Below are 18819 nucleotides of genomic sequence, written 5' to 3' on the forward strand. Positions count from 1 at the left end.
CAAGGTGACGTTACAAGGTGCTTGGCCAGCGACCGGGTCGAGTTCGAGCGCAAGCACTAGCAGTCCTTGCCATCTCGCTAAAGTCTTTCGGGATGGCGAGGCACTCTTCGCCTAGAGCCCGTGAGCCTTCATTTCGTCTGCAAGGTGCTCCAAACTCTGAGACTTCGGGCTGTGAGGCTGGCACTGGCCAGTTCTCTCCAGGACTTCCGCACCTCCATCCAACGGCCCTTTCGAGCGGGCAGGGTGTCGAGCATTTTCTCGGCAATCGGTGCAAGGCGCGCGGCTTCCGAGTTCGGGTCGCACTTGGCATCTTCGAGAATTTTAAGAGCGGTCGTTTCGGACCGCCTCCACCCCGACTCGGTGAACCTGCTCTCCGCGAAATACTCAAAACAGGTCCGGAACGTCAAAGCGCGGCCGATGATCGTATGGGCTGGTAAGCCCGCCTCACTCAGCCACCTCCGAAGACAGTCGCACCACACTCGGCTGCTGAGGTCGAGAAGGTCCGCACCTTCGAAGACCAAAAGCGCCGCCATGCCAGCGATCTCGCATTGCACCCCGTCGTCCTGTTTTTCGAACCAAGCTCGGATTGCATGCAACGGCGTCACCGGCCGATTCACAACCGGTACCTGCGCCGTGCCGGCGCGATGGAACTGGACCACGTTTTCCAGCGGTGGCATGCGCGGCCACGGCCTCCCCTCTGCGTCCCACAAGACCCAGCGCTCGGCGATCTTCTTTGCCTCTTCGGGAGACCTGCTTCGCCAAAGCTCCTTGAGCGCCTCATTGACGTAATATGAGACGTCAGCTTTCAGACCGCATGTACGTGCTATTGCCGCGAGACGACCGGCGTCAATCAGCCGTGCCGCGAAATTGTTCTCTGCGTTCATTTGCCGAGGCCTTGCGCGCCCTTTCTAGCGCGTCCTGTTCATCCGGCTCGATGTGATCAAACCAAGAGCCCGGGGGAAATGTCGCAATACGCTTGGCAAGGAAGGATTGCGGCTCCCACTCTTGTCCCTCGCGCTTCTCGAAGGTGATGCCCCCCTTGCGGGTAAAATAACGGGGTCCCGGAATATTGCAGTTCACCAAAGTAGCACGCGCCACAGATCACCTTTCGTGGCCTGATTCTAGTCCACCTTCGGCAAGTAATCCACGCTAACAGGTTCAACGATCGTGCAACGGCCGTGCCCGAGGAGATTACCCAGCTTGCCTTGCGCGGTCGTGACGAAGTTGAAATTGGTCGGCTCATGCAGAAAGCGAAGGTTCACGTTCTCTTCGCCGTCAGCGACTTCACCGGCAATCAATGAGAGCGCGAAGGCCCGCCAGCTCAATTCCATCGGCTTCGCATATGTCGACGCAATCTTAATCGCTCCGTCCGGTCTGACCTTCCAGGTGATAACGTATTCTTCGAGTGATCTGTGGTGGCGGTGCCTAGTCCACGAAAGAAAGACATACTCAGATTGATCAATTGCTCCGGCAACTCCCCACGTTCGTGGAACGAAGTGCGCCACCTTCGCGACCCTGGAAATAATTTGTTCTACTGTCTCGCCGTCTTGTGCTCGCCACATCGACTTGACCTTGTCGACAAGTGGATTGTCGTCGGCGCGAACACTGTTGCTCGTGGCGGCCTCAGCCAGGCAGATCAGCAGCAGGCCGAGACAGAACCAAAGCACGCGTCTTCCAACCATTTTGTTCATAAGTCCGCCCATCCGCTCTTGTCGACACGCCAATTCTAAAGCGGACCAACCGCCGAATGCGCTATTCGCGATAGATAGAAGTTAGCGGCGACGTGACGCAGGTGCCCGCCAGTGTCGCGCACGAGCAGGCGCGCCGTCCCCCGTCTATGTCACGCGCCGCTAACCTCGGGGGCCAGCCACAGCTTCAACTTGCGATGGTGGCCATGCCCAAGGGAGGGCACCCCGGGCATATCGAGGGTCTGCATTCTTCGTGCCAGGCAATGGCCGGCAGTTGGCACCATGTTTGTGTTGGCCTTGTCCGCTTTCCGACTTGTGCACGTCTTAATGTTTGCACCTAAGGCCTATCCAGAACGACTTCATGTCGATCGTTGTCGGCCTCGCAATTATCGACAGCGCAAGCGAACGTCTTGCTGCCAGTTCCGACGCGGATGAGAAGCCCCTAGCTTACCGTCATCGCCGTTGTTTGAGTCGGCGCTGTTGCAGCAAGGTTGACGCTCAAGCCCGGCCGCGCTTTTGCACGCCTGCGACCAAAACTTCCAAGGCGGCGACTTGGCGCTCCTGGAGCCTGAGGGCGGCATCGGCCAGCTGTGCTTGGCACTCTACAGCCGCGACGATGCGGCGCCGCTCTTCAGGGCGAAGCGCTTCGACGTCGGCATCGAGGGGGTCCTCGGCTTCGAGCAAGCGGATTATGCGGTCGCGCGTTCGGACCTCTGCACGCGCAATGGCGCGTATCAGCCTGCCGCCCATCTCCTCGCCTTCGCTATTCATGATTAGAGGCCCGCGTTTCCACGCCATCGCGTCGGTATGGGCCTCGATTCGCTCAGCGCCGATCCGTGCTGCTCAACGATTTCGTGAGCATCTGCCTGATGGACCGACTCACAAACGGCCTTACCAGCCACCCGAAGACACCTACCGAAAGACACGAACCGCAACACGCCGAGCACACCCCAAACAGCCATTTTGATTGTGGGCCTCTCTGCGTTGAGCTGGTTCAATATGCCTACGTTGGTCCAGTATCGGTAAAAAACGACCGCGAGGCTCCTACCAGAAATGGCGGGCATCCCAAATCAACGCGCTCGCTCAGCATGCTGCTGGCTCCACAAATGTCTTGCGCCTTAGTCAACTACTGAGCTTGGTTATTGATGGAGAGGACCGACACATGGCAGTCGTCCCCGATGAACCATCGGGGAGTCAATTCGTATGAAGAACGTCCTGCTGGGTGCAGTATGGGTCATCGGGCTGTTGACTTCTTCTTTTCAACCGGATTCGTGGGCGGTCCGCCTGGCGCTCTTGCAGGGACCGCGCGTATTGGTCAGGACGTTGATATCGGTTTGGTCGGCGTGAACTACCGCTGGGGTGGCGCGCCGGCTGCGAGATATTGAGTCGCCAGGACGAACGACTTTTTTTGAAGTCGTGACCGGCTGAACCGCCGGTTTTTTCGAAGGTAATGACTCAGCGAACTCCCTCCACGCGCAAGTGGATGAGCGCGTCATGCGCATGCTGCCGCACGACCTACCTCCGGGCAGCCGTTGAGGCTAGTCAGAGGCATGTTTCCTGATCGCGTGCGGCCGCGCTGGGTTGACAGCATGCATGTCCGATGGCTTCGAATTTGCAGGATCATCGGTACGAGCCGACCTCATGGCGACGGCTACTCCCGATGCGCAGCAAGATGGGTGGTTGGATAGTGACGGTCGCCATCTTCAAGGATGACAGCGATGAGGACAAAGAGCTCAGGCACGCAACGTACGTGGTTGCCGTCAACGATCCAGCAGAAGCCGTGAAGCTGAGCCTGAAAGACTGCGGCGCCAAGGCCCGAATGCTAAACAGATCGAGGAAGAACAGTTGCAAAGGCCAGGCTTGCAGTCCGGCAAGCTGATCGCCATACACGATGACGAGATCGACCCAATCACCGCGCGGCCGCGGCGTCACTAAGCGCTGCAGGTCCGATCTCGTTCAGTCGCGTCCCGGTTGATGACGCGCATGTCCGGAAGTCGCCATCGAAGTGCGAGTAGCTATTCGAGGTCGCGCTTAAGGCGCAGCGTTCTGCATCTGTTTAAGCGGAGAGGCGGTGCGATCGTTTGACACGCTGGTTGCTGAGACATGTATGGCTCGGCTGCTCATATGTTCACGCCCCCCATGAGACAGCAAAGCCTCTTCATGCGCAAACTCGCGCGGGTGGCCCTCCAGCCGCGCGCGCACTTTTTCGTCGCCGGTCCGCGGAGATTATTCCATCATGCGTAAAAAGGCTTTGGACTATGCCATAGAGGCGCTTAAGAAATAGTCTCAAGAGAAGATCGCAACCAGCATCGCGCTTACAGAGCTTGAGGCAAGCAAGCCGACACCTAGGCTACCGCTAGAACGATAACGCAGGCGAGACCGGGCATCGGGCACAGCAGCTTCTTGCCTGCGTCGGCGCCCGAGGTCACCGGTATCAACCGCGCTGACGTCGCCTCGCTTTCGGTGAAAACATAGACCGGTATCGCAAAACCATGATGCGCCAGGCGGAAGCCGTTGTTGATCGCCCTCACCTGCACGGCGATGAAGTTGCCATCGATCGTGCCCCGCCAGACGGGTTCGACCGGCCCCCATCTCGACACGAGGTTGTGCGGATTGCCGGGCAGCCCGTCGGTGCCGATGAAGAGCACCGCAATGGCGTCGTCTTCACGCGGGATAGGATGCGCGTGCAAGGCTGTGGATCGACGCCTTCGTGATGCTGAAAACGTCTTCGCGGCGAGCGACCCTGAAGGAAATATCGCCCTCGAGCGTCATGAGAAGTGACTCCAGGTGTGCCTTGTCCGGTTTGCAATTTTTCCGGTGTCCGGTCATGCGTGGGTCGGCGGATCACGGCACTCTTCGGCGAATATCCTTCCTAAACTATAAGGAGAACCCCGAGCAGATTCTCTTAGCCGTGAAAACGAACCACTTCATATTCGCTCTTTACTACGTATTGATGGATCTTTTGCGCGGTACCACGCAAGGCTCCTGCAGACTTCGGTCAGGATGCGCGGCTAGTCACCCTGAATCGAGCTAGTCCGCTGAAAATCCTCCGGGATTTCCTGCCAGCGGCCCAGAGCGGCGACGAAGTTATCATAACACGCTCCGGCTTGTGCCCTCGGGGCCTTGGCGACCGGTTCGGGAAGTGGCGGTGTCGTGGTGAGCCAGAAGCGGATGAAGAGAGCGATGGTTTCGACCGAGATCCCGATAGGTGGGCGATCCGGCGGTCGATTTGGTCGAGGCGCTTGGCGATGGCGGCTTCCGCGATGAGCGACATCGAACGTTTGTGCTGACCGATTTCGGCAAATGGCGCGCAATCATTTGCACTCGGCACCACACCTGCACGCGCCGGAGGCGTTGCGGAATCGCTTGCTCTGTCTAGCGGTCCGTTGCAGCTCTCTCGGCATCGTCGTTCCCTGCGCGCGGGATGACTTGCCCACAATCACCGGATGACGTCCAGCAGGCGGGCGAGCGCGGCCTCAAGCTTGTTTTTGGCGCCTTCGGTTTCAGCGAGACGTTCGCGCGTATCCTCAACGACCTGTTCGGGGGCTCGAGTGATCTTCGCCCGATAAAAGTGGACTGGTTTAGGCGGCCTTTAGCTCCATCTTGATCGGGGCGATGTATCCCACGGCGGAATGGAGCCTTGTTCGGTTGTAGAAGCCCTCGATGAAGGCGAAGATATCGCGTTGGGCTTCGGCGCGGCTCTTGTAGTTGCGATGATGAACGAGCTCGGTCTTCAAGGTATGGAAGAAGCTCTCCATCGGGGCATTGTCGTAGCAATCGGCCTTGCGGTTCATCGATGTGGTGATGCCGGCGCCGGTGAGAGCGTTGCGATAGGCGTGTGAGGCATACTGGACGGATTCAAACGGTCGTCGCAACACCAATTGTTTTCATTCATGACAGAAATTCGTCAAGCGCTTCTGCCGGCGTTTTCCAGCCCAGTATCTTTCTCGGTCGGGCGTCGAGGGCCGCTGCTACAGCGGATATCTCGTCGGCGCTGTGGATGCTCAGGTCTGTGCCTTTCGGAAAGTACTGCCGTAGCAACCCGTTGGTGTTTTCGGTAATGCCGCGCTGCCAAGGGCTTTGCGGGTCGCAGAAGTAGACTTGGATGCCCGCATCGAACTTGAGGCGGTCGTGCTGAGCCATTTCGGCTCCTTGATCCCAAGTCAGCGTGCGACGTAGCTCTTCCGGCAAAGTGATGATGGTGCGCGAGATCGCGTCACGCACGGCTTCCGCCCCGTGTCCCGCAAGCGCAGCTCCGTTCTTCTTGCGCGGAGCTTCCGCCATGCCCCGCTAACCGGGGAAGGTGCAATAGCATTGTGAAGCGCGTGGTGCGTTCGACCAACGTGCCGATCGCCGAGCTGCCAAGACCGAGGATGAGGTTTCCCTCCCAATGTCCCGGCAGGTCGTGACGGCTGTCGGTGGTGCGCACACGGCGCGGCGGTGCCATGATGGCGCGGATGCCGTGCCGACGCATCATCCGCTCGATCCGGCCGCGGCTGGCGCCACGGCCCTGCCTGTGCAGGACGGCATGGACGCGGGGACTGCCGTAGCGGCCGCTGCTGCTTGATGGACTTGCTGGATCGCAGCCAGGAGCGTGGCATTGGATTTTGTCCGCTCGCTCACGGGGCGATCGCGCCAGGCGTAGTAGCCGGCCGGTGAGACCTCGAGCACGGCGCACATCAGCCGTACCGGAAAGGCATCGCGGTGGTCTTCAATGAAGCGGAAGCTCATGTCCGGGTTCCGGCAAAGATCGCGATCGACTTCCTAAGAAACAGCCGGATCGGGGTCGCCCGGAATGGGCTGTAACACGAAGCCGAGATATTTGGCTCGGCGCTGACGGTTAGCGAGGACACGACCGCGATATTGCTGCTCATAGTGATCCGCGCCGGGGTCTCTGTAGTGCATACCGTGCCGGAGGGTGTTGTAGAATAAAACGGCGATCTTGCGGGCGGTCGCTGTCACCGCCTTTGACTTACCCGCACGTGAGGATAGTCGGCGATAGAATTCACCGAGCGCCGTATCGCTCCGCCCGACGGTTGTTGCTGCCAACCGCAACAGTGCGGCTGCCCGACTGGACGATCTCCGTGTGCGCGAGGACAACACCTTGCCGCCAGAGATTTTGTTGCCTGGCGCAAGGCACTGCCAGGGGGTAAAGTGCTTAGCGCTCGGCCATGCTCGCACATCGGTGCCACACTCACCGACGAGCTTCAATGCCAGTGATGGACCCCGCCCATGGATCTCAGTCAGATCGACGCCGAGCACGCTGTACAGTGCGGTCCTGACATCGAAGGTAGGCGCGTTGACCTGTTTGGTCTTGATACGTGGCTTGGATAGCTTTCCGGTCGGCTTCGCGCCTTTATTGTTCAGTGCCGCGATCAGGACCTCGAGCTTGCGGTCGCAGTCCAGCATCTTCGCCTGGTAGACGTCGTAAAGTTCCAGCGACTGGGTCAGCGCGAAGACATGTTCGTGCCGGTCGTTGCCCACCAGTGCCGCACGGATCGTCGCGATGGATGAATGGCATCGCACGTCCCGATAGGTTGCCAAGACGTCAGGATTCCGCAATCGCTCGGATAATCCGCATGCCGGTTGCGCCCGTGATATCGGTGACCACATGATGGAGCTGCAGATTCATCTCCATCAGGGCCTTCTGCATACGCTGGATATGGGCGACGGCATATTCCACCAGCCGCTCCCGTTGGCGTAGATACGCGCGCAGGGTTGCGATCTCGGCATCAGGTCGGAAGCTGCCGCGTAACAGGCCATAGGAGTGAAGCTGGCGCAACCACGCGGCATCGCTGACATCGGTCTTGCGCCCGGGCACGTTCTTGGCGTACCGCGCATTGACCAGAATCACCTCAAACCCGCGCTGCTGCAGGATCTCGTAGACCGGGATCCAATAGACCCCGGTGGATTCCATTGCGACACCCGTCACGCCGCACGTTTTGAACCAGTCCGCCAGCTCATGCAGGTCTCGCGTGAATGTGCCGAAAGAGCGCACAGGCACGTCAGTGCAAGCGGGTTCACCGCAGCCATGTGCATCTTTTATCCGATGTCGATGGCGGCGGCCGCGACGTTGACTCGCCTAACTTCTGGGCGGTCGCCGGCCGTCCTCTTCTTGAGCATGGCAATCCTCCATTCAATGATGAGCAGGAGGGTTTGGGCTATGCCAATCGTCATCTTCCTATCGTCATCTTCCTAATCGGGATCGTCGCCAGGGCGACGTCACCGCTCTCAAGTTCGCATGCCCCCATGGACATGTTTTTTAACGGGGATTGTGCCTCCAATAATTGAACGGCCGCTACCCTCCCAGCCGCCGAGGGTAGCACAAGGCTGTTTCTACGCCGCACAGGCGTGCCACTGTACTGGACCAGTTCTTTAGAATATCGCGCTCCATGCGCAGACGTTCGTTCTCCTGGCGCAACCGGGCGATGTCCGAAGCCTGGTCCGCCGACATCGACGTCGCCTGCGTGGTGAGGCGCCACGCCGCCGATGCCGGCTCCTGCCGGAACTTGTCGACCCAGCGCCGCAGCACCGAGTCGCGCAGACCGAGCTCCTTGGGAACCGACGTGACCGAGCGAAGGCTCGACACCACCAGCTCGACGGCCTGGCGCTTGTACTCCTCGGTAAACGACCGACGTTGACGTTCCATTCGACACCTCCGGGCTCAATGAGCCTACTACAGGTGTCCACTCATTCGGAGGAGGTTCACGCGCGACAAAGTCCGCATTGCCGAGCTTCCTAGAAAGTCTGTCGGCCTCTACGTCAAGGCTAGCGAGTTCCCTAGCGAGGCGCGTGCGCTCGGCCGTCAGCTCTATGAATTCTGCGACCGGGAATGCCAGCGTAGCGCCGGCGATCACATAGGAGATCGCGCCTGCGGGCACCGCACTGACGAACCGTACATCAGAGATGTGGAGCAGATGCGCGATAAGCGGCGCGCTGACCTTCAACGCCTTGCGCTGCGTCTCGGAGGCCTCGACCACCAGAAGCGGTGGGCGCGCTGAGGGAGGAACATTCAGCTCTTGTCGAACCGACCGGCCTTCGGAGATGGCATCAATGATCAGCCTGATTTCCCCATCAGCGGCCGGATCGATCAGGCTCTCCGCGAACTGTGGCCAGGACGCGGTCATGGGGAAGCCCTGGTGCTCGCGTGATGCGCCAATCGCTCGTCTGGGCCCAAAGCTTTTCAGTCAGGAATGGCATGACCGGGTGCAGCAGTTTGAAGGTGACGTCCAACGCCCACGCGGTGACCGCGCGGGTCTCGTTGTGCGCCGCAATGTCGGCACCGTTCAGCCTCGGCTTGATCAGTTCGATGTACCAATCGTAGAACAAGTTTAAAATGAAGCGGTAGAGCGTCTCCGCAGCTTCACCGAAGCCGCACTCCGCCAATGCCACGGGTCACGGTTTTCGCCGTACGGACCGTCTCGCCAATAATCCAGCGGTTCAGCGGCATCGTCGCCCGAACCGGCGAAAATCCCGCTTGTCGCGCGCAGCCGTTCAACTGGGCGAAACGCGAGGCATTTCAGAGCTTGGTACCGAGATTGCGATAGCCTTCAACGCGCTGCCGCGAGAGCTTGATATCGCGTGCGGCGCCCGACATGGCGGTCAGCGTGAAGCACAGGGCGTCGGCTCAGAGCTCATCGAGAGCGCGAGAGGGTCTAAGACGTTCCCCTTGGACTTCGACATCTTCGCGCCGCTCGTATCACGCACCAGGGCATTGATGAACACTCGCCTGAACGGACCCTCGCCCGTCAGCTGCAGGCCCTGCATCATCATCCGAGCGGCCCAGAACGGAATAATATCGAAACCTGTGATGAGAGTGTCCGTTGGATAGAAGCGCTCAAGATCGGTTGTTTGCTCGGGCCAGCCGAGGGTCGAGAATGGCCACAGCGCCGAGGAGAACCAGGTGTCGAGCACGTCCTCGTCCTGAGTCAGCGGCTCGTCGTGGCCATAGTGTAACCGGGCCTGAGCCTTCGCTTTCTCGTCGGTCTCCTCGACAAAGATGGTGCCATCCGGGCCGAACCAGGCCGGGTTGCGATGACCCCACCAGAGCTGACGCGAAATGGTCCAGGGCTGAATGTTGCGCATCCAGTCGAGGTTGGTCGTTTCCCACTGCTTGGGCAGGAAGACCGTATCGCCCTCAACCACGGCCTTGATTGCAGGCTGCGCCAGCACTTCGGCGTTCACGAACCACTGGTCGGTCAGAAAAGGCTCGACCACGACACCCGAACGGTCCCCGTGGGGCACCATGTGGCGAATTTTCTCGGCTCCACGCAGCAGACCGAGGTCCTGACAAGACGGTTCAGGCCTGTTCGGCGGCAGCGGACTGGAACACCCCAACGCCAATCAGCGCGGTTGCCCGTCCTCGAATCTGGCCGCTTCTTCCGAACAAGCCCGACTCCATTCTCTGGATCAACTCCGGCGCAGAGCGGCGGGTTCGCCCGCCAGCCGAATTGACGTCACGCATCGACACAAACGCGGTCGCGGGGCGTTGAAAGCATTCGCACGAGCAGCTTATCGTACACTCTGCACGGCTCGATGGATCGCCTCCGCGTAAGAGTTGGAGTTGCCACTGGGCTGCAGCCGCTAGCGTTCGCGCTTCGCCGGGCGATACCTGAACGGATCGTCGCTCCATCCCTTTCCTTGGCGCACCAACAGGGCCTGTTCTACCAGCTTCCGGCATGTCGGATTGACGCGCTGAATTGCTGCGTTCTCCCCGAAGAGACGGTCGGCGAGTTCGCGTTCTGTCAAACCTGGTTGTTCGCGGACGGCGCGGACGATCTTCTCTGCAACTGTCATGGTCATCCAAATTGATCAATCATCAAACCTGCCGTAACGCGCTACGTCAATGTCCTAATTCACCGCCGCATCGGCGCGCTGTTCGCATACGGCAGCCCGCCAATCCCAGCAACGATCGCACCAGCCGCGCTGGGTTTATGGCAGCATATCCGATGGCCCCGAAATTGCTGGCTCATCGTGGATCGGTGGCTCACAGACGATGGCTTCCGGAGCGCAGCAAGATGGACGGTTGGTTGGTGACGGTCGCCATCATCAAGGAAGATAGCGACGATGACGAAGAATTCAGGCATGTAACTTACGCCGTTGCGGTCGCGGATCCGGCTGAAGCCGTGAAGCTGACGATTAGCGACAGCGGCGTCAAGGCTGCAATGCTGAACTGCCCTCTCGAAGCTGGGATGTTGCAAAGTCTCGGCGTGGAGCCCGGCGAGCTCATAGTCATACACGATGACGCGATCGATCCAATCATCACGAGATCCCGGCGCCACTAAGGACGGGCACGTCTGATTTCGTTCAGCCGCGTTCGGTTCCTGACACTGTGGTCCGAAAGCCGCCATCAAGGTTCGGATGGTCAGCCTGTACAAGGTGTAAAAGCGCTCCGTTTGCTTTCTGCGACACGTGACAGTCTGGCACGTGGATTGCTGAGCCGTGTACGGCTTGGTCGCTTATGATTGCCCCTCTGGAGGGCCAAGCCACTCGCATCGCAACTCGTGCGGGCGGTCCGTCAGCAGCCGCCCGCACGCCTTTCATGTGCCGTGCACTGTTCCGCGTGTCCTGCATTGTGAATGGCACGCAAGTTGCTGAGAGGCTTATCGGCTTGGCTACTCATAACTTCGCGCGCCCCCCCCCCCCTGAGATGGCCGGGCCTCTTTGTTGGCGCAACTCGCGCGGGTGGCTCCTCCAGCTGCCCGCAAGTTTTTTCCATAATTTCGCGGAAGTCATGCCATGACCCGTGAAGAGGCATCGGAGAACGCCATTGAGGCCCTCACACAGTGGTCTCAAGGAAAGGTCGCAACGAGCGTCGTGCTTGCCGCGATTGCAAAACTCGAAGTGACTAGGCCTCCACCCAGACGGCCTCCAAGCGGAAGGGCACTTCGAGGCCGCCCGCTCACGATCGCTAACGAAGCTGTTGCAATGGACAGGCTCAAATTCATGCCTGTCTTCGAAGCAGCTATTCGCTCTGCCGACCCCGAGAAGCTCGCCACACTTCGCGTGGCCATCGGCGAGCGCGGGGCCCCGAAGAGTTTACAGTGACGAGCACAGAACTCATCCGCAAAGACCCGCTTACGCCCTTTAGGTTGCTTAAGATCATCTCCGACGCGGCACATAAGGAAAGACGCTCATGAGCATCACCCCAGCTTCTCGAGGCCATAGCATTCTCATCGCAGAGGCGGCTGTGTCTATCGTTATTACGGCTTGCGCATCATGGCGGCGGCTGTATGTGCGGACCGACAGAGAAGGCGCGAGTGATCGGGTCAGAACGGCAAAGAGATCGGCCAAGAACGAAGGGCCAGCATAATGGCCGGCTCCAACAATCTTCGATGGCTTGATGCGCTTAATGGAATTACCCAGTAACGATTTCGAGGTCAGCCGACATGTCACCGCTCATCATCATTGTCGCTTCGACGCACCTCAGCATTTTAGCCACCATCCACATCGTCGCTCGGCCGTCAGAGACCTTAGATGAGTGTCGGAGGATTGGAGAGTCGGCAATCAAGGCCGCGACTTTGAAGCCCGGTTATTCTGCGTCCTATGTCTGCCACGACACTACCCGAAAACGGAGTTCATCGCGCGTATTAGGTGTCGCTGCCTACTTGCAGCACACAATCCTTGAAGGTTACATGGCGACGATGTCAGACTGCAATGTTGCCGGTATGGCAGCAGCCGCGAGCAAAGCTATTCCCAGCGCCAGGTCTCGGGCCTGGTCTTGCTACGACCTTAGCAGCTTCGGACGGTGATCCAACGGCGCTGGTACCATACACGGCTACGGCAGGCACTAGATATCACCACGCATCACGATATATAATCCGAGGCTTGGAAACCAGCCTTGTTACTGGCCGGCGATGCCGCGCCTAAAGTCGAAAACGGGCCTGCACGATATGTACAGGCCCCGTTTTTCTTGATCAGCTTCCGGCTATTCAGCCGCCTGCGCGAGCGCCTCAGCACGACAGGCGCGCGCTGTAGATTCGGCCGCCCCGATCTTGACGCTGTATCCACCACCTTCGACAGCGTAGCAATCCGCGTCATCACCAGCTGCAATCCGCCAATCGCAGCTGTCAGGCACCAGGTGGAATCCGATGTCAGCCAGGAAGTCTTCCGCCTCCTTCAACGTTTCGAAAGTCCGGCCGTCTGCTGTCTCGGCCAGCTTCAGGCGCGCGCTGTCCTCGAATAGGCGATCATAGATCCTATCGAGCCATTCAGGCTCGTACGGCAGCTCATCGAGTAGCAGCAGAGCTTTCCTGCTTAGCTCGCGCCAGCCCGCAGCAGGCGCGTCGAACATGCACCGCGCGGGCAGAGAGGGAGAGCTTATTTGCCGACCTTCGAACGGCTAGAATCTGAGCTTGAGATTCTGAAGAAGAAAGAGGCCACACTAGAGCGGGCTCGTATTCGAGCTGCATGTTTTATGCAGGAGCTTCACACTAAGGAATAGGCTCGCACCTATCCGCCACTACGTCGCGACTGACGCTCCGAACTTCGCCGCGTCCTCTGCGGCAACGGCCCGTCCCCTGAAAATCAACGCCCACAAAGCTCGCGATCTGGACTGTGATCTCGTCGTCGACTTGATCAACTATGATCGCAACCAACTCGTCGATTTCAATCTCAGCGATCCGACCACCCAAATCATCAAGCTCATTCGCGATCACTGCACTCCATACTTCCTGCGACAGTGTATCGGAGGTCCAGTTTCAGGTCCCGGCGCGGACCGTACGGAACTTGGAATGCTGGGGCGAAAACATGCACGAGCCCAAAGACTAGTTGTCGCGCACGGTACCCACGATCTAACGTTGCGTTTGGTTTTAGGGGATTTCAATGGGGCTATTTAAACGCAACGAGAGTTGGGAACACACCTTCCCGCTCACAAGCCGCTACGGCGCTTTCAGGGGAATCCTAGCAGTGCTATTCTGGCTCTGGGGAATCCCCGGCCTACTGTTCAACGCGAGCACGTTGTTCGGCCTCACCGGCAATATGGGCGTCGAAACGTCAGCTCATTCGACTGCCACCTGCCTCGTCTGGATTGGCGGCATGGTGCTATTTGGCAATGGCGCCCTCCTCGCTCATCCGGATTTCGACGGCGAGCGGCCGATGCAAGAAGATTACGGCGACATGCGGGTGGACGCGGTAGAGAATTGACAGCGATATACAATGGCCGACTATCGGGAAATCTCCCAAGAATATGCACAAGGTGCTATCAAAGCCTGCATTCTCATAAACGCTGGCGCGGCTGCTGCTCTCCTGACGCAGTCAGCAAAACTAGTTGAGATGAACAAGCCCGCAATCACAGCCGGCGCCAGGTGCTCGATGCTTCTTTGGGCGCTAGGGACAGTCGCCGCTGTTAGCACGTGGGTTCTGGCCTTCATTTCCACAAGATACGTTGACAAGAGCGAACGGGAGAACACTCTACAGTCACGCCATATTCGAACATCAGATCTGTATATGCGGGCCGGACTCATCGCGATTGTGAGCTCGTTGGTTTTGTTCCTAGTTGGGTGCGTCACCCTGGCCGCCAGCGCGCACGGCTAGGCAGCCAGCCGCCGATCCAGCCCGCGCACCGAGCCGCCTCCACAGCTCATTGGGGTTCTTTTCCGGAATCATACGGATAGCGAAGACGGAAGCTCCGCTCCATACGTCACGCAGGTCAGGATTTTGTCATCCCTCCTGCGGATAGAGACAGCGCCGTCCACATATATGTTAAGCGCGGGCGGCGTTACTATCCGGGTACCGACATCATCTGGCTGCGCGGCGCTGGCTATGAACGTTGCGCCTCCTCCACCTCCAAAAGGCAAACGTGGAGTGTCATCGGGCGCATGTTTCCGTCCAAGAGGACGCGCACCCTTGTCCTGGTCGTACCAAGACCGACGATGAGGCCGCGCCGCCATTTTAACTTTGAACCTGTCGAGTACGCCACTATCACGCGAGACCCAACGGTCATTGCATCATTGGGCCGCGAAAACTGGATCGGTTCAACGGGGCGGTCGGCTTTGGGAAATCTCTCCGCTATACGGGGCTGGCGACCCTCCCCGGTCTCTGGCACCGGGGGGGCAGTCGTTCTCTTAGCGGATTTAAACCATTTCGTTGGCAGACCCAGCGCGTAACCGCGACGTCTGAGATCCTGACAGTTTTTGTTCAGTTCCGCCGCGATGACTTCCTCTGGAGTTTGCTTCCTTACCAAATGCCAGAAGATCTCATCCTGCTCGCGCGTCCAGCCGTCTGAGGTTTCGCTCATCACCAAATAATAAGCTCGTTGAAAAATCGGCTGCGACGATGCCCGCGAACCTGGCGATTCTACGTTCGCGGCCGATTTCTACAAAGACGAAAGAGAGCGGCGCCTATAGGGTTTAGCCGAGATCATCCGTTCCGCGGCAGTAGCCCCCCACAGCCCAAACGCAGCGCGAATCCTAAGATCACACCCAGTCATTGCACTATTGGCGAATGAAGGCGCCACCGATGCCGATGGTTTCGACATTGAAATCAACGAGGCCACCGAAGCTCTTGAGCCGTTTGAATTCCTGGTTTTCGGCGGTCAAGGACAAGGCGACATAGCCAATATCATCATTCAAACCGGTTAGAACCGCTACCGTGGTTGGGCCAGCGCTGTTCTTGAAGTGTAGTGGCCGGTTGCAGGATAGTTATGGCCATTATAGCTGATCGAAGCAGCAGTAATCTGGCCGTTTGCATCATTGGCCTGTGAGATTACCAGCTTCGCTCCGATGTTGTCGTTCACATAAGTCCCCTGAAGTCTGGGCATGATTCTGCTTCCTTACGAGTGACGATATCGCGCAATGAGTCTGCATAAGGCACTATCGTGAAAGGCGAATTGCGACGCACCTACCAGGATTGATAGTCTACGAAGATTTACCGGGCCCTTGCTGTGGCGATGAGAGCCGACTCAATCTGGCCTTTTGACAAACTGAAGAAAGAACCCGTCAAGTCGATCGCCCAACCTATTGATGGCTGCCGTGATTTTTGTCATCGAGTCCTTGCTCAGATATTCAGCCGCACATGTTCTCTGTAGTCGGCCAGTTCCTTACCAGGTCCTACAACGCTGGTACTAGTGCCGTGTGCAAATCGCCAATGTTAGCCAGAATCAACGATGGTGATTTCCGAGGCGCGTGCGCGGCGTTGCTGACCAAACAAAAGGGCAATTACAACGGTTGGTTACATCCGCGCGCAGGGCAAGATTGTTCGGGGCCTGATTAACCGGCGTCGCGATGACCAGAAGATGTGTTTCTCTGGCGTGGACCGAGAGCGCAACCGCACGCCAATGCACAAAACTCAGCAACCAGATTGTGCCGGAATGCCTGTGCTTCATCGTCGAACCGTAGCCGCTTGTCAATCATGATGGCGCGATTGCCACAGAGGCCGGCTTGTAGCTTGCGCAGCTTGTTCAACCCATGAACCAGTTGATGTAATCCGCGACCGCGGGCGGTGTCTCGACGTCTCGGCCTAGGCCCCCTCCTCCCAGCATGATCGGAAAAAATCGCTGCATAAGGCTGTCGTAGTTCAATATCGATCTGACCGGCATTCAGGTGTGCAACGCCTGTGCCTTGAGGCGATCAGCCTCCTGAGCCGATACCATGAGCCGCCCCTTCGGCGGCATGCCTTGTAACTTCTGATGATGCCAATCCGCGGTGCCATTCAGCTTGTCGGAGTATTTCTCCAGACTGGTGTCATGGCTTAAGAAAATGAACTGAAGCCCGTCCGGCACGGCGCTATAGCGCAGCAATGTCCGAACAGCATCCATCAGCGCGAACTGGTCACCAGCGTCGAAGCTGGACGTCACGTCATCAAGCACCGTGAAGCGCGGAACGCCACTATGCTTGGTCGCAGCCGCCAGGAAAATCGCGGCCGCAACAGCGTTGCGATAGCTTTCCGATAGGAGAGCCCCGGGCACTGAGATCCTGAAGGCCGAAAAAGTCCGCGAGCTTTAGATCAACGTTTTCGCTGTTTTGAGCCCGGCTCAGGGGCGGCTTCACATCAGGCCAGCCGCGCACGAAGCGAGCGAACAGATCCTGGCAGGCGGTCTGAATCTCGGCAATCCGCTCGTTAGCCAGCGCCGCCTCGGCGTCGGCGAAGCTCTGGCCGGCGCGCGTGATAAACGTCTACCACCGGTCCAGCAGATTGAGCTTGTCCTGCTTCGCCTTGAGCGCCGGCGCACCAGTCGATATTCCAGAACGGCATCACGGAACCGCTTTGCAAAGCTGAGGATACGGGTTACCTGCACCAATGACGGCGGCAACCGCGTCTGCCTCGCCCTGCACGCGGGAAAGGGTCTCGCCGCGCTGCGTTTCAAGGACCCCGAGACGTTTGCGTCGCAGTCGCCATGGCGTCCTCTTCTATCAATAGGCATTACCAATGCAAAATAGCAGCTCGGATCACGGCCCTATCGTGAAGTTAACCACGTAGACCCTTGAGGGCGTCTCCGAACACGTTTCGTTACCCAACCCCTCGCGATCATTTGGGCGAGATCCTCCATCTCTTCGAGCGACGCGACGGGGGCCTTGTTGGAGCAAACGACGAGCCGCTTATCGCGCCCGAGGTGTTCGCGTGCACAACTCAAGACTCCACGAAGACGATCTGAGACGACCTCTCCCGCGGGATCGGCTTGTGCATGAGGTGATTTCGAAGAGCAGGATTTACGATGCCAGCACGGCCATCAGCGGAGTACCCTTGGTCTACAACGATGATCGCTCTTTGCCCCAGCCATTTTTAGCTAGGTCCGGCTGCTTAACCATTGGAATTGGTCTTACCCTGCATACATGCTGCGCTGCTGAGTTAGGCGCGCTGAGCGTATCCATAGTCGTTGCGGCGAAATATCTCCTGTACCAACTAAGAAATCAGCATATTCCGCATTTTCGAAATCGCTCGCATCCAAACTGAGCCATATCTTCTCCGGCGTGCCATCGGCATAGAGCTGACGAAAGACCTCAGGCGTTGTCCGCCGCACGCCGAGCGAGAGGTAAGCCGATCGAGGCCGCGAACTCGCCCGTTTTTTTTGCGTCCGCGATAGTCTTCCGCGCGGAATCGGCTCAACTGTTCGCGAAAGCTCCGATACTCGTTGCGTGCACTCGGATAAAGGGGCGTCGGCGCTCGTGTACGACGGCTCCAAATCCACCGACAACACTGCGTCAACGCTGAATACATAGCTGCAGCGTCGATCAAGGGTAAGACCTTATGTCCGCCTCTGTCGAGGAGGTGGCTCGCCCTACACTGCGCGTCCGAGGGTTGCTCGGACGGACCAAGCCGATCCTCATCACAGGAGGACGAGCGTGGCAGATTATAGGGAAGTATTTGTCGGAATCGATGTGGCCAAGCTGAGGAACGCGGTCGCGATTGCGGACGCAGACCGGGAGGGAGAGGTTCGTTTCTTCGGTGAGGTCGAAGGTGCGACCGGAACGGTACACGCGGTTGTTCGACGGAGGCTGTCCGAGACCGGTTCGAGCGCGTGGCTTAACGCCGCATGAGCCGCGAGCGTGAGGGACATTACGTCGCACCGAGATCGCGGAGCATGTAGGTCGCGCCCTTGTCGTAGGACGCGAGCTTTGCGCTCAATTCCGCATTCGTCGTGACGGGCCGAAAGCCGAAACGTTCCCATAGCGGTCGCGTGGCGTAAACCGAGACCAGCGCGAGAGCCGCAATGCCTGACAGGCGCGCGAGTTTCTCGATCGCCGCGACATAAGCGCGTGCCGTACCACCGCGGGCGTCGGGCAGCACGGCCACGTCATGCACGTAAAGGCAATCTGCATCGTCAGGCAATCGTTCGAGCAAGCCGTCGAGCGGCGGGATCCGATGCTGCTTCCAGGGATGGGCGAGCCCGTAGCCGACGATCGCTACGTCCGCGGCGAGCACGCGGGAGCCATCTGGACAAAGCCGCATCTTTTCTGCGAACACCTCGGAGCGCTCGAACAGAGCGGGATGGATGCGCGCGGCGATCGCGCTGATCGCAGCAAGGTCAGACGCGCGCGCGGGACGCCAATGCGGCTTGCTCATATCGGTCCGTTGCTCCGTCTTATTCACTCCAGTTTATTTCTGAGCCGTTCACAGCGCAGTCAAAGGCCGAAACGGCAAGCGCCTTATATGCGCAAGATGGGCGGTCCCGCGATCCCGCGCCGCCTCGGCT

Annotated in this window: 20 protein-coding genes and 5 pseudogenes; 8 read left to right on the forward strand and 17 right to left on the reverse strand. The window is 58.9% G+C overall.

The annotated features are described in order from the left end of the window. Nucleotides 1-128: 128 nt before the first annotated feature. Both QJT82_RS31420 and QJT82_RS31425 read right to left on the reverse strand, forming a co-directional pair. Entirely contained in the window at nucleotides 129-884 is a 756-nt protein-coding gene (locus QJT82_RS31420) for a hypothetical protein (protein ID WP_080686870.1), read from the reverse strand. 237 nt (nucleotides 885-1121) lie between these two features. Further along, nucleotides 1122-1691 carry a hypothetical protein gene (locus QJT82_RS31425; protein WP_244980961.1) on the reverse strand — a complete coding sequence of 190 codons (570 nt, stop codon included), beginning with the start codon at nucleotides 1689-1691 and terminating at the stop codon, nucleotides 1122-1124. Nucleotides 1692-2240: 549 nt separating this feature from the next. On the opposite strand from QJT82_RS31425, the gene QJT82_RS31430 reads away from it, so the two are divergent. Together QJT82_RS31430 and QJT82_RS31435 are read left to right on the forward strand one after the other, a co-directional pair. Beyond that, nucleotides 2241-2465, forward strand: a complete 225-nt coding sequence (locus tag QJT82_RS31430; protein WP_244980960.1) for a hypothetical protein — start codon at nucleotides 2241-2243, stop codon at nucleotides 2463-2465. 883 nt (nucleotides 2466-3348) lie between these two features. Next, a complete protein-coding gene (locus QJT82_RS31435; protein WP_244980959.1) occupies nucleotides 3349-3567 on the forward strand; it encodes a hypothetical protein in 219 nt (72 codons plus the stop codon). 472 nt (nucleotides 3568-4039) lie between these two features. On the opposite strand, the pseudogene QJT82_RS31440 reads toward QJT82_RS31435, so the two are convergent. The 11 genes and pseudogenes from QJT82_RS31440 to QJT82_RS31490 form a co-directional block, all read right to left on the reverse strand. Further along, nucleotides 4040-4363 (reverse strand): annotated as a pseudogene (locus tag QJT82_RS31440) (acetyl/propionyl-CoA carboxylase subunit alpha); the annotation flags it as partial. Between the two features lie 336 nt (nucleotides 4364-4699). Further along, nucleotides 4700-4971, reverse strand: a pseudogene (locus QJT82_RS31445) (CopG family transcriptional regulator); the annotation flags it as partial. Nucleotides 4972-5269: 298 nt separating this feature from the next. Next, nucleotides 5270-5539: pseudogene (locus QJT82_RS31450) on the reverse strand (integrase core domain-containing protein); the annotation flags it as partial. Between the two features lie 40 nt (nucleotides 5540-5579). After that, nucleotides 5580-6222 (reverse strand): annotated as a pseudogene (locus tag QJT82_RS31455) (IS30 family transposase); the annotation flags it as partial. Further along, a complete protein-coding gene (locus QJT82_RS31460) occupies nucleotides 6162-6419 on the reverse strand; it encodes a hypothetical protein (RefSeq protein ID WP_028342858.1) in 258 nt (85 codons plus the stop codon). The gene QJT82_RS31460 and the pseudogene QJT82_RS31455, both read right to left, overlap by 61 nt. Nucleotides 6420-6452: 33 nt before the next feature. Next, the gene (locus QJT82_RS31465) at nucleotides 6453-7232 is read right to left on the reverse strand and encodes a transposase (RefSeq protein ID WP_244980958.1); all 780 of its coding nucleotides are present in this window, start codon (nucleotides 7230-7232) and stop codon (nucleotides 6453-6455) included. 4 nt (nucleotides 7233-7236) lie between these two features. Continuing rightward, a complete protein-coding gene (locus QJT82_RS31470) occupies nucleotides 7237-7692 on the reverse strand; it encodes a transposase (protein ID WP_334369526.1) in 456 nt (151 codons plus the stop codon). A gap of 294 nt (nucleotides 7693-7986) precedes the next feature. Continuing rightward, on the reverse strand, nucleotides 7987-8337 hold the full coding sequence (locus QJT82_RS31475; protein WP_028342859.1) for a transposase: 351 nt from the start codon (nucleotides 8335-8337) through the stop codon (nucleotides 7987-7989). 425 nt (nucleotides 8338-8762) lie between these two features. Further along, nucleotides 8763-9080 carry a class I tRNA ligase family protein gene (locus QJT82_RS31480; protein ID WP_028342860.1) on the reverse strand — a complete coding sequence of 106 codons (318 nt, stop codon included), beginning with the start codon at nucleotides 9078-9080 and terminating at the stop codon, nucleotides 8763-8765. Nucleotides 9081-9290: 210 nt separating this feature from the next. Further along, the gene (locus tag QJT82_RS31485) at nucleotides 9291-9935 is read right to left on the reverse strand and encodes a class I tRNA ligase family protein (protein ID WP_028342861.1); all 645 of its coding nucleotides are present in this window, start codon (nucleotides 9933-9935) and stop codon (nucleotides 9291-9293) included. Between the two features lie 336 nt (nucleotides 9936-10271). Further along, a complete protein-coding gene (locus tag QJT82_RS31490; RefSeq protein WP_028342862.1) occupies nucleotides 10272-10490 on the reverse strand; it encodes a hypothetical protein in 219 nt (72 codons plus the stop codon). A gap of 215 nt (nucleotides 10491-10705) precedes the next feature. Here QJT82_RS31490 and QJT82_RS31495 point away from each other — a divergent pair, with 215 nt between their 5' ends. Beyond that, complete coding sequence (locus tag QJT82_RS31495; RefSeq protein ID WP_244980957.1) at nucleotides 10706-10972, forward strand: hypothetical protein; 267 nt, start codon at nucleotides 10706-10708, stop codon at nucleotides 10970-10972. Between the two features lie 454 nt (nucleotides 10973-11426). Then, on the forward strand, nucleotides 11427-11735 hold the full coding sequence (locus tag QJT82_RS31500; protein WP_129964743.1) for a hypothetical protein: 309 nt from the start codon (nucleotides 11427-11429) through the stop codon (nucleotides 11733-11735). Between the two features lie 880 nt (nucleotides 11736-12615). Here the strand turns inward: QJT82_RS31500 and QJT82_RS31505 are convergent. Next, nucleotides 12616-12981 (reverse strand): hypothetical protein, encoded by a 366-nt coding sequence (locus QJT82_RS31505; RefSeq protein ID WP_028342864.1) that lies wholly within the window; start codon nucleotides 12979-12981, stop codon nucleotides 12616-12618. A gap of 530 nt (nucleotides 12982-13511) precedes the next feature. Here QJT82_RS31505 and QJT82_RS31510 point away from each other — a divergent pair. Then, on the forward strand, nucleotides 13512-13832 hold the full coding sequence (locus QJT82_RS31510; protein WP_028342865.1) for a hypothetical protein: 321 nt from the start codon (nucleotides 13512-13514) through the stop codon (nucleotides 13830-13832). 1292 nt (nucleotides 13833-15124) lie between these two features. Further along, the gene (locus tag QJT82_RS31515; protein ID WP_155258664.1) at nucleotides 15125-15268 is read left to right on the forward strand and encodes a hypothetical protein; all 144 of its coding nucleotides are present in this window, start codon (nucleotides 15125-15127) and stop codon (nucleotides 15266-15268) included. A gap of 5 nt (nucleotides 15269-15273) precedes the next feature. On the opposite strand, the gene QJT82_RS31520 is transcribed toward QJT82_RS31515, so the two are convergent. Beyond that, nucleotides 15274-15423: a hypothetical protein gene (locus tag QJT82_RS31520; RefSeq protein ID WP_155258665.1), complete on the reverse strand. Its 150-nt coding sequence runs from the start codon at nucleotides 15421-15423 to the stop codon at nucleotides 15274-15276. Between the two features lie 801 nt (nucleotides 15424-16224). Next, a complete protein-coding gene (locus tag QJT82_RS31525) occupies nucleotides 16225-16593 on the reverse strand; it encodes an ABC transporter ATP-binding protein (RefSeq protein WP_028342868.1) in 369 nt (122 codons plus the stop codon). Nucleotides 16594-16648: 55 nt separating this feature from the next. Between QJT82_RS31525 and QJT82_RS31530 the strand changes: the two genes are divergently transcribed. Continuing rightward, nucleotides 16649-17065 carry a hypothetical protein gene (locus tag QJT82_RS31530; protein ID WP_244980956.1) on the forward strand — a complete coding sequence of 139 codons (417 nt, stop codon included), beginning with the start codon at nucleotides 16649-16651 and terminating at the stop codon, nucleotides 17063-17065. Nucleotides 17066-17968: 903 nt separating this feature from the next. Beyond that, nucleotides 17969-18118: pseudogene (locus QJT82_RS31535) on the forward strand (IS110 family transposase); the annotation flags it as partial. A 64-nt stretch (nucleotides 18119-18182) separates the two neighbouring features. On the opposite strand, the gene QJT82_RS31540 reads toward QJT82_RS31535, so the two are convergent. Next, nucleotides 18183-18689 (reverse strand): GNAT family N-acetyltransferase, encoded by a 507-nt coding sequence (locus QJT82_RS31540; protein ID WP_028342869.1) that lies wholly within the window; start codon nucleotides 18687-18689, stop codon nucleotides 18183-18185. Between the last annotated feature and the right edge of the window lie 130 nt (nucleotides 18690-18819).

Origin of the sequence: Bradyrhizobium sp. Mp19 (genome assembly GCF_029952935.1) — a bacterium.
Lineage (GTDB): Bacteria > Pseudomonadota > Alphaproteobacteria > Rhizobiales > Xanthobacteraceae > Bradyrhizobium > Bradyrhizobium elkanii.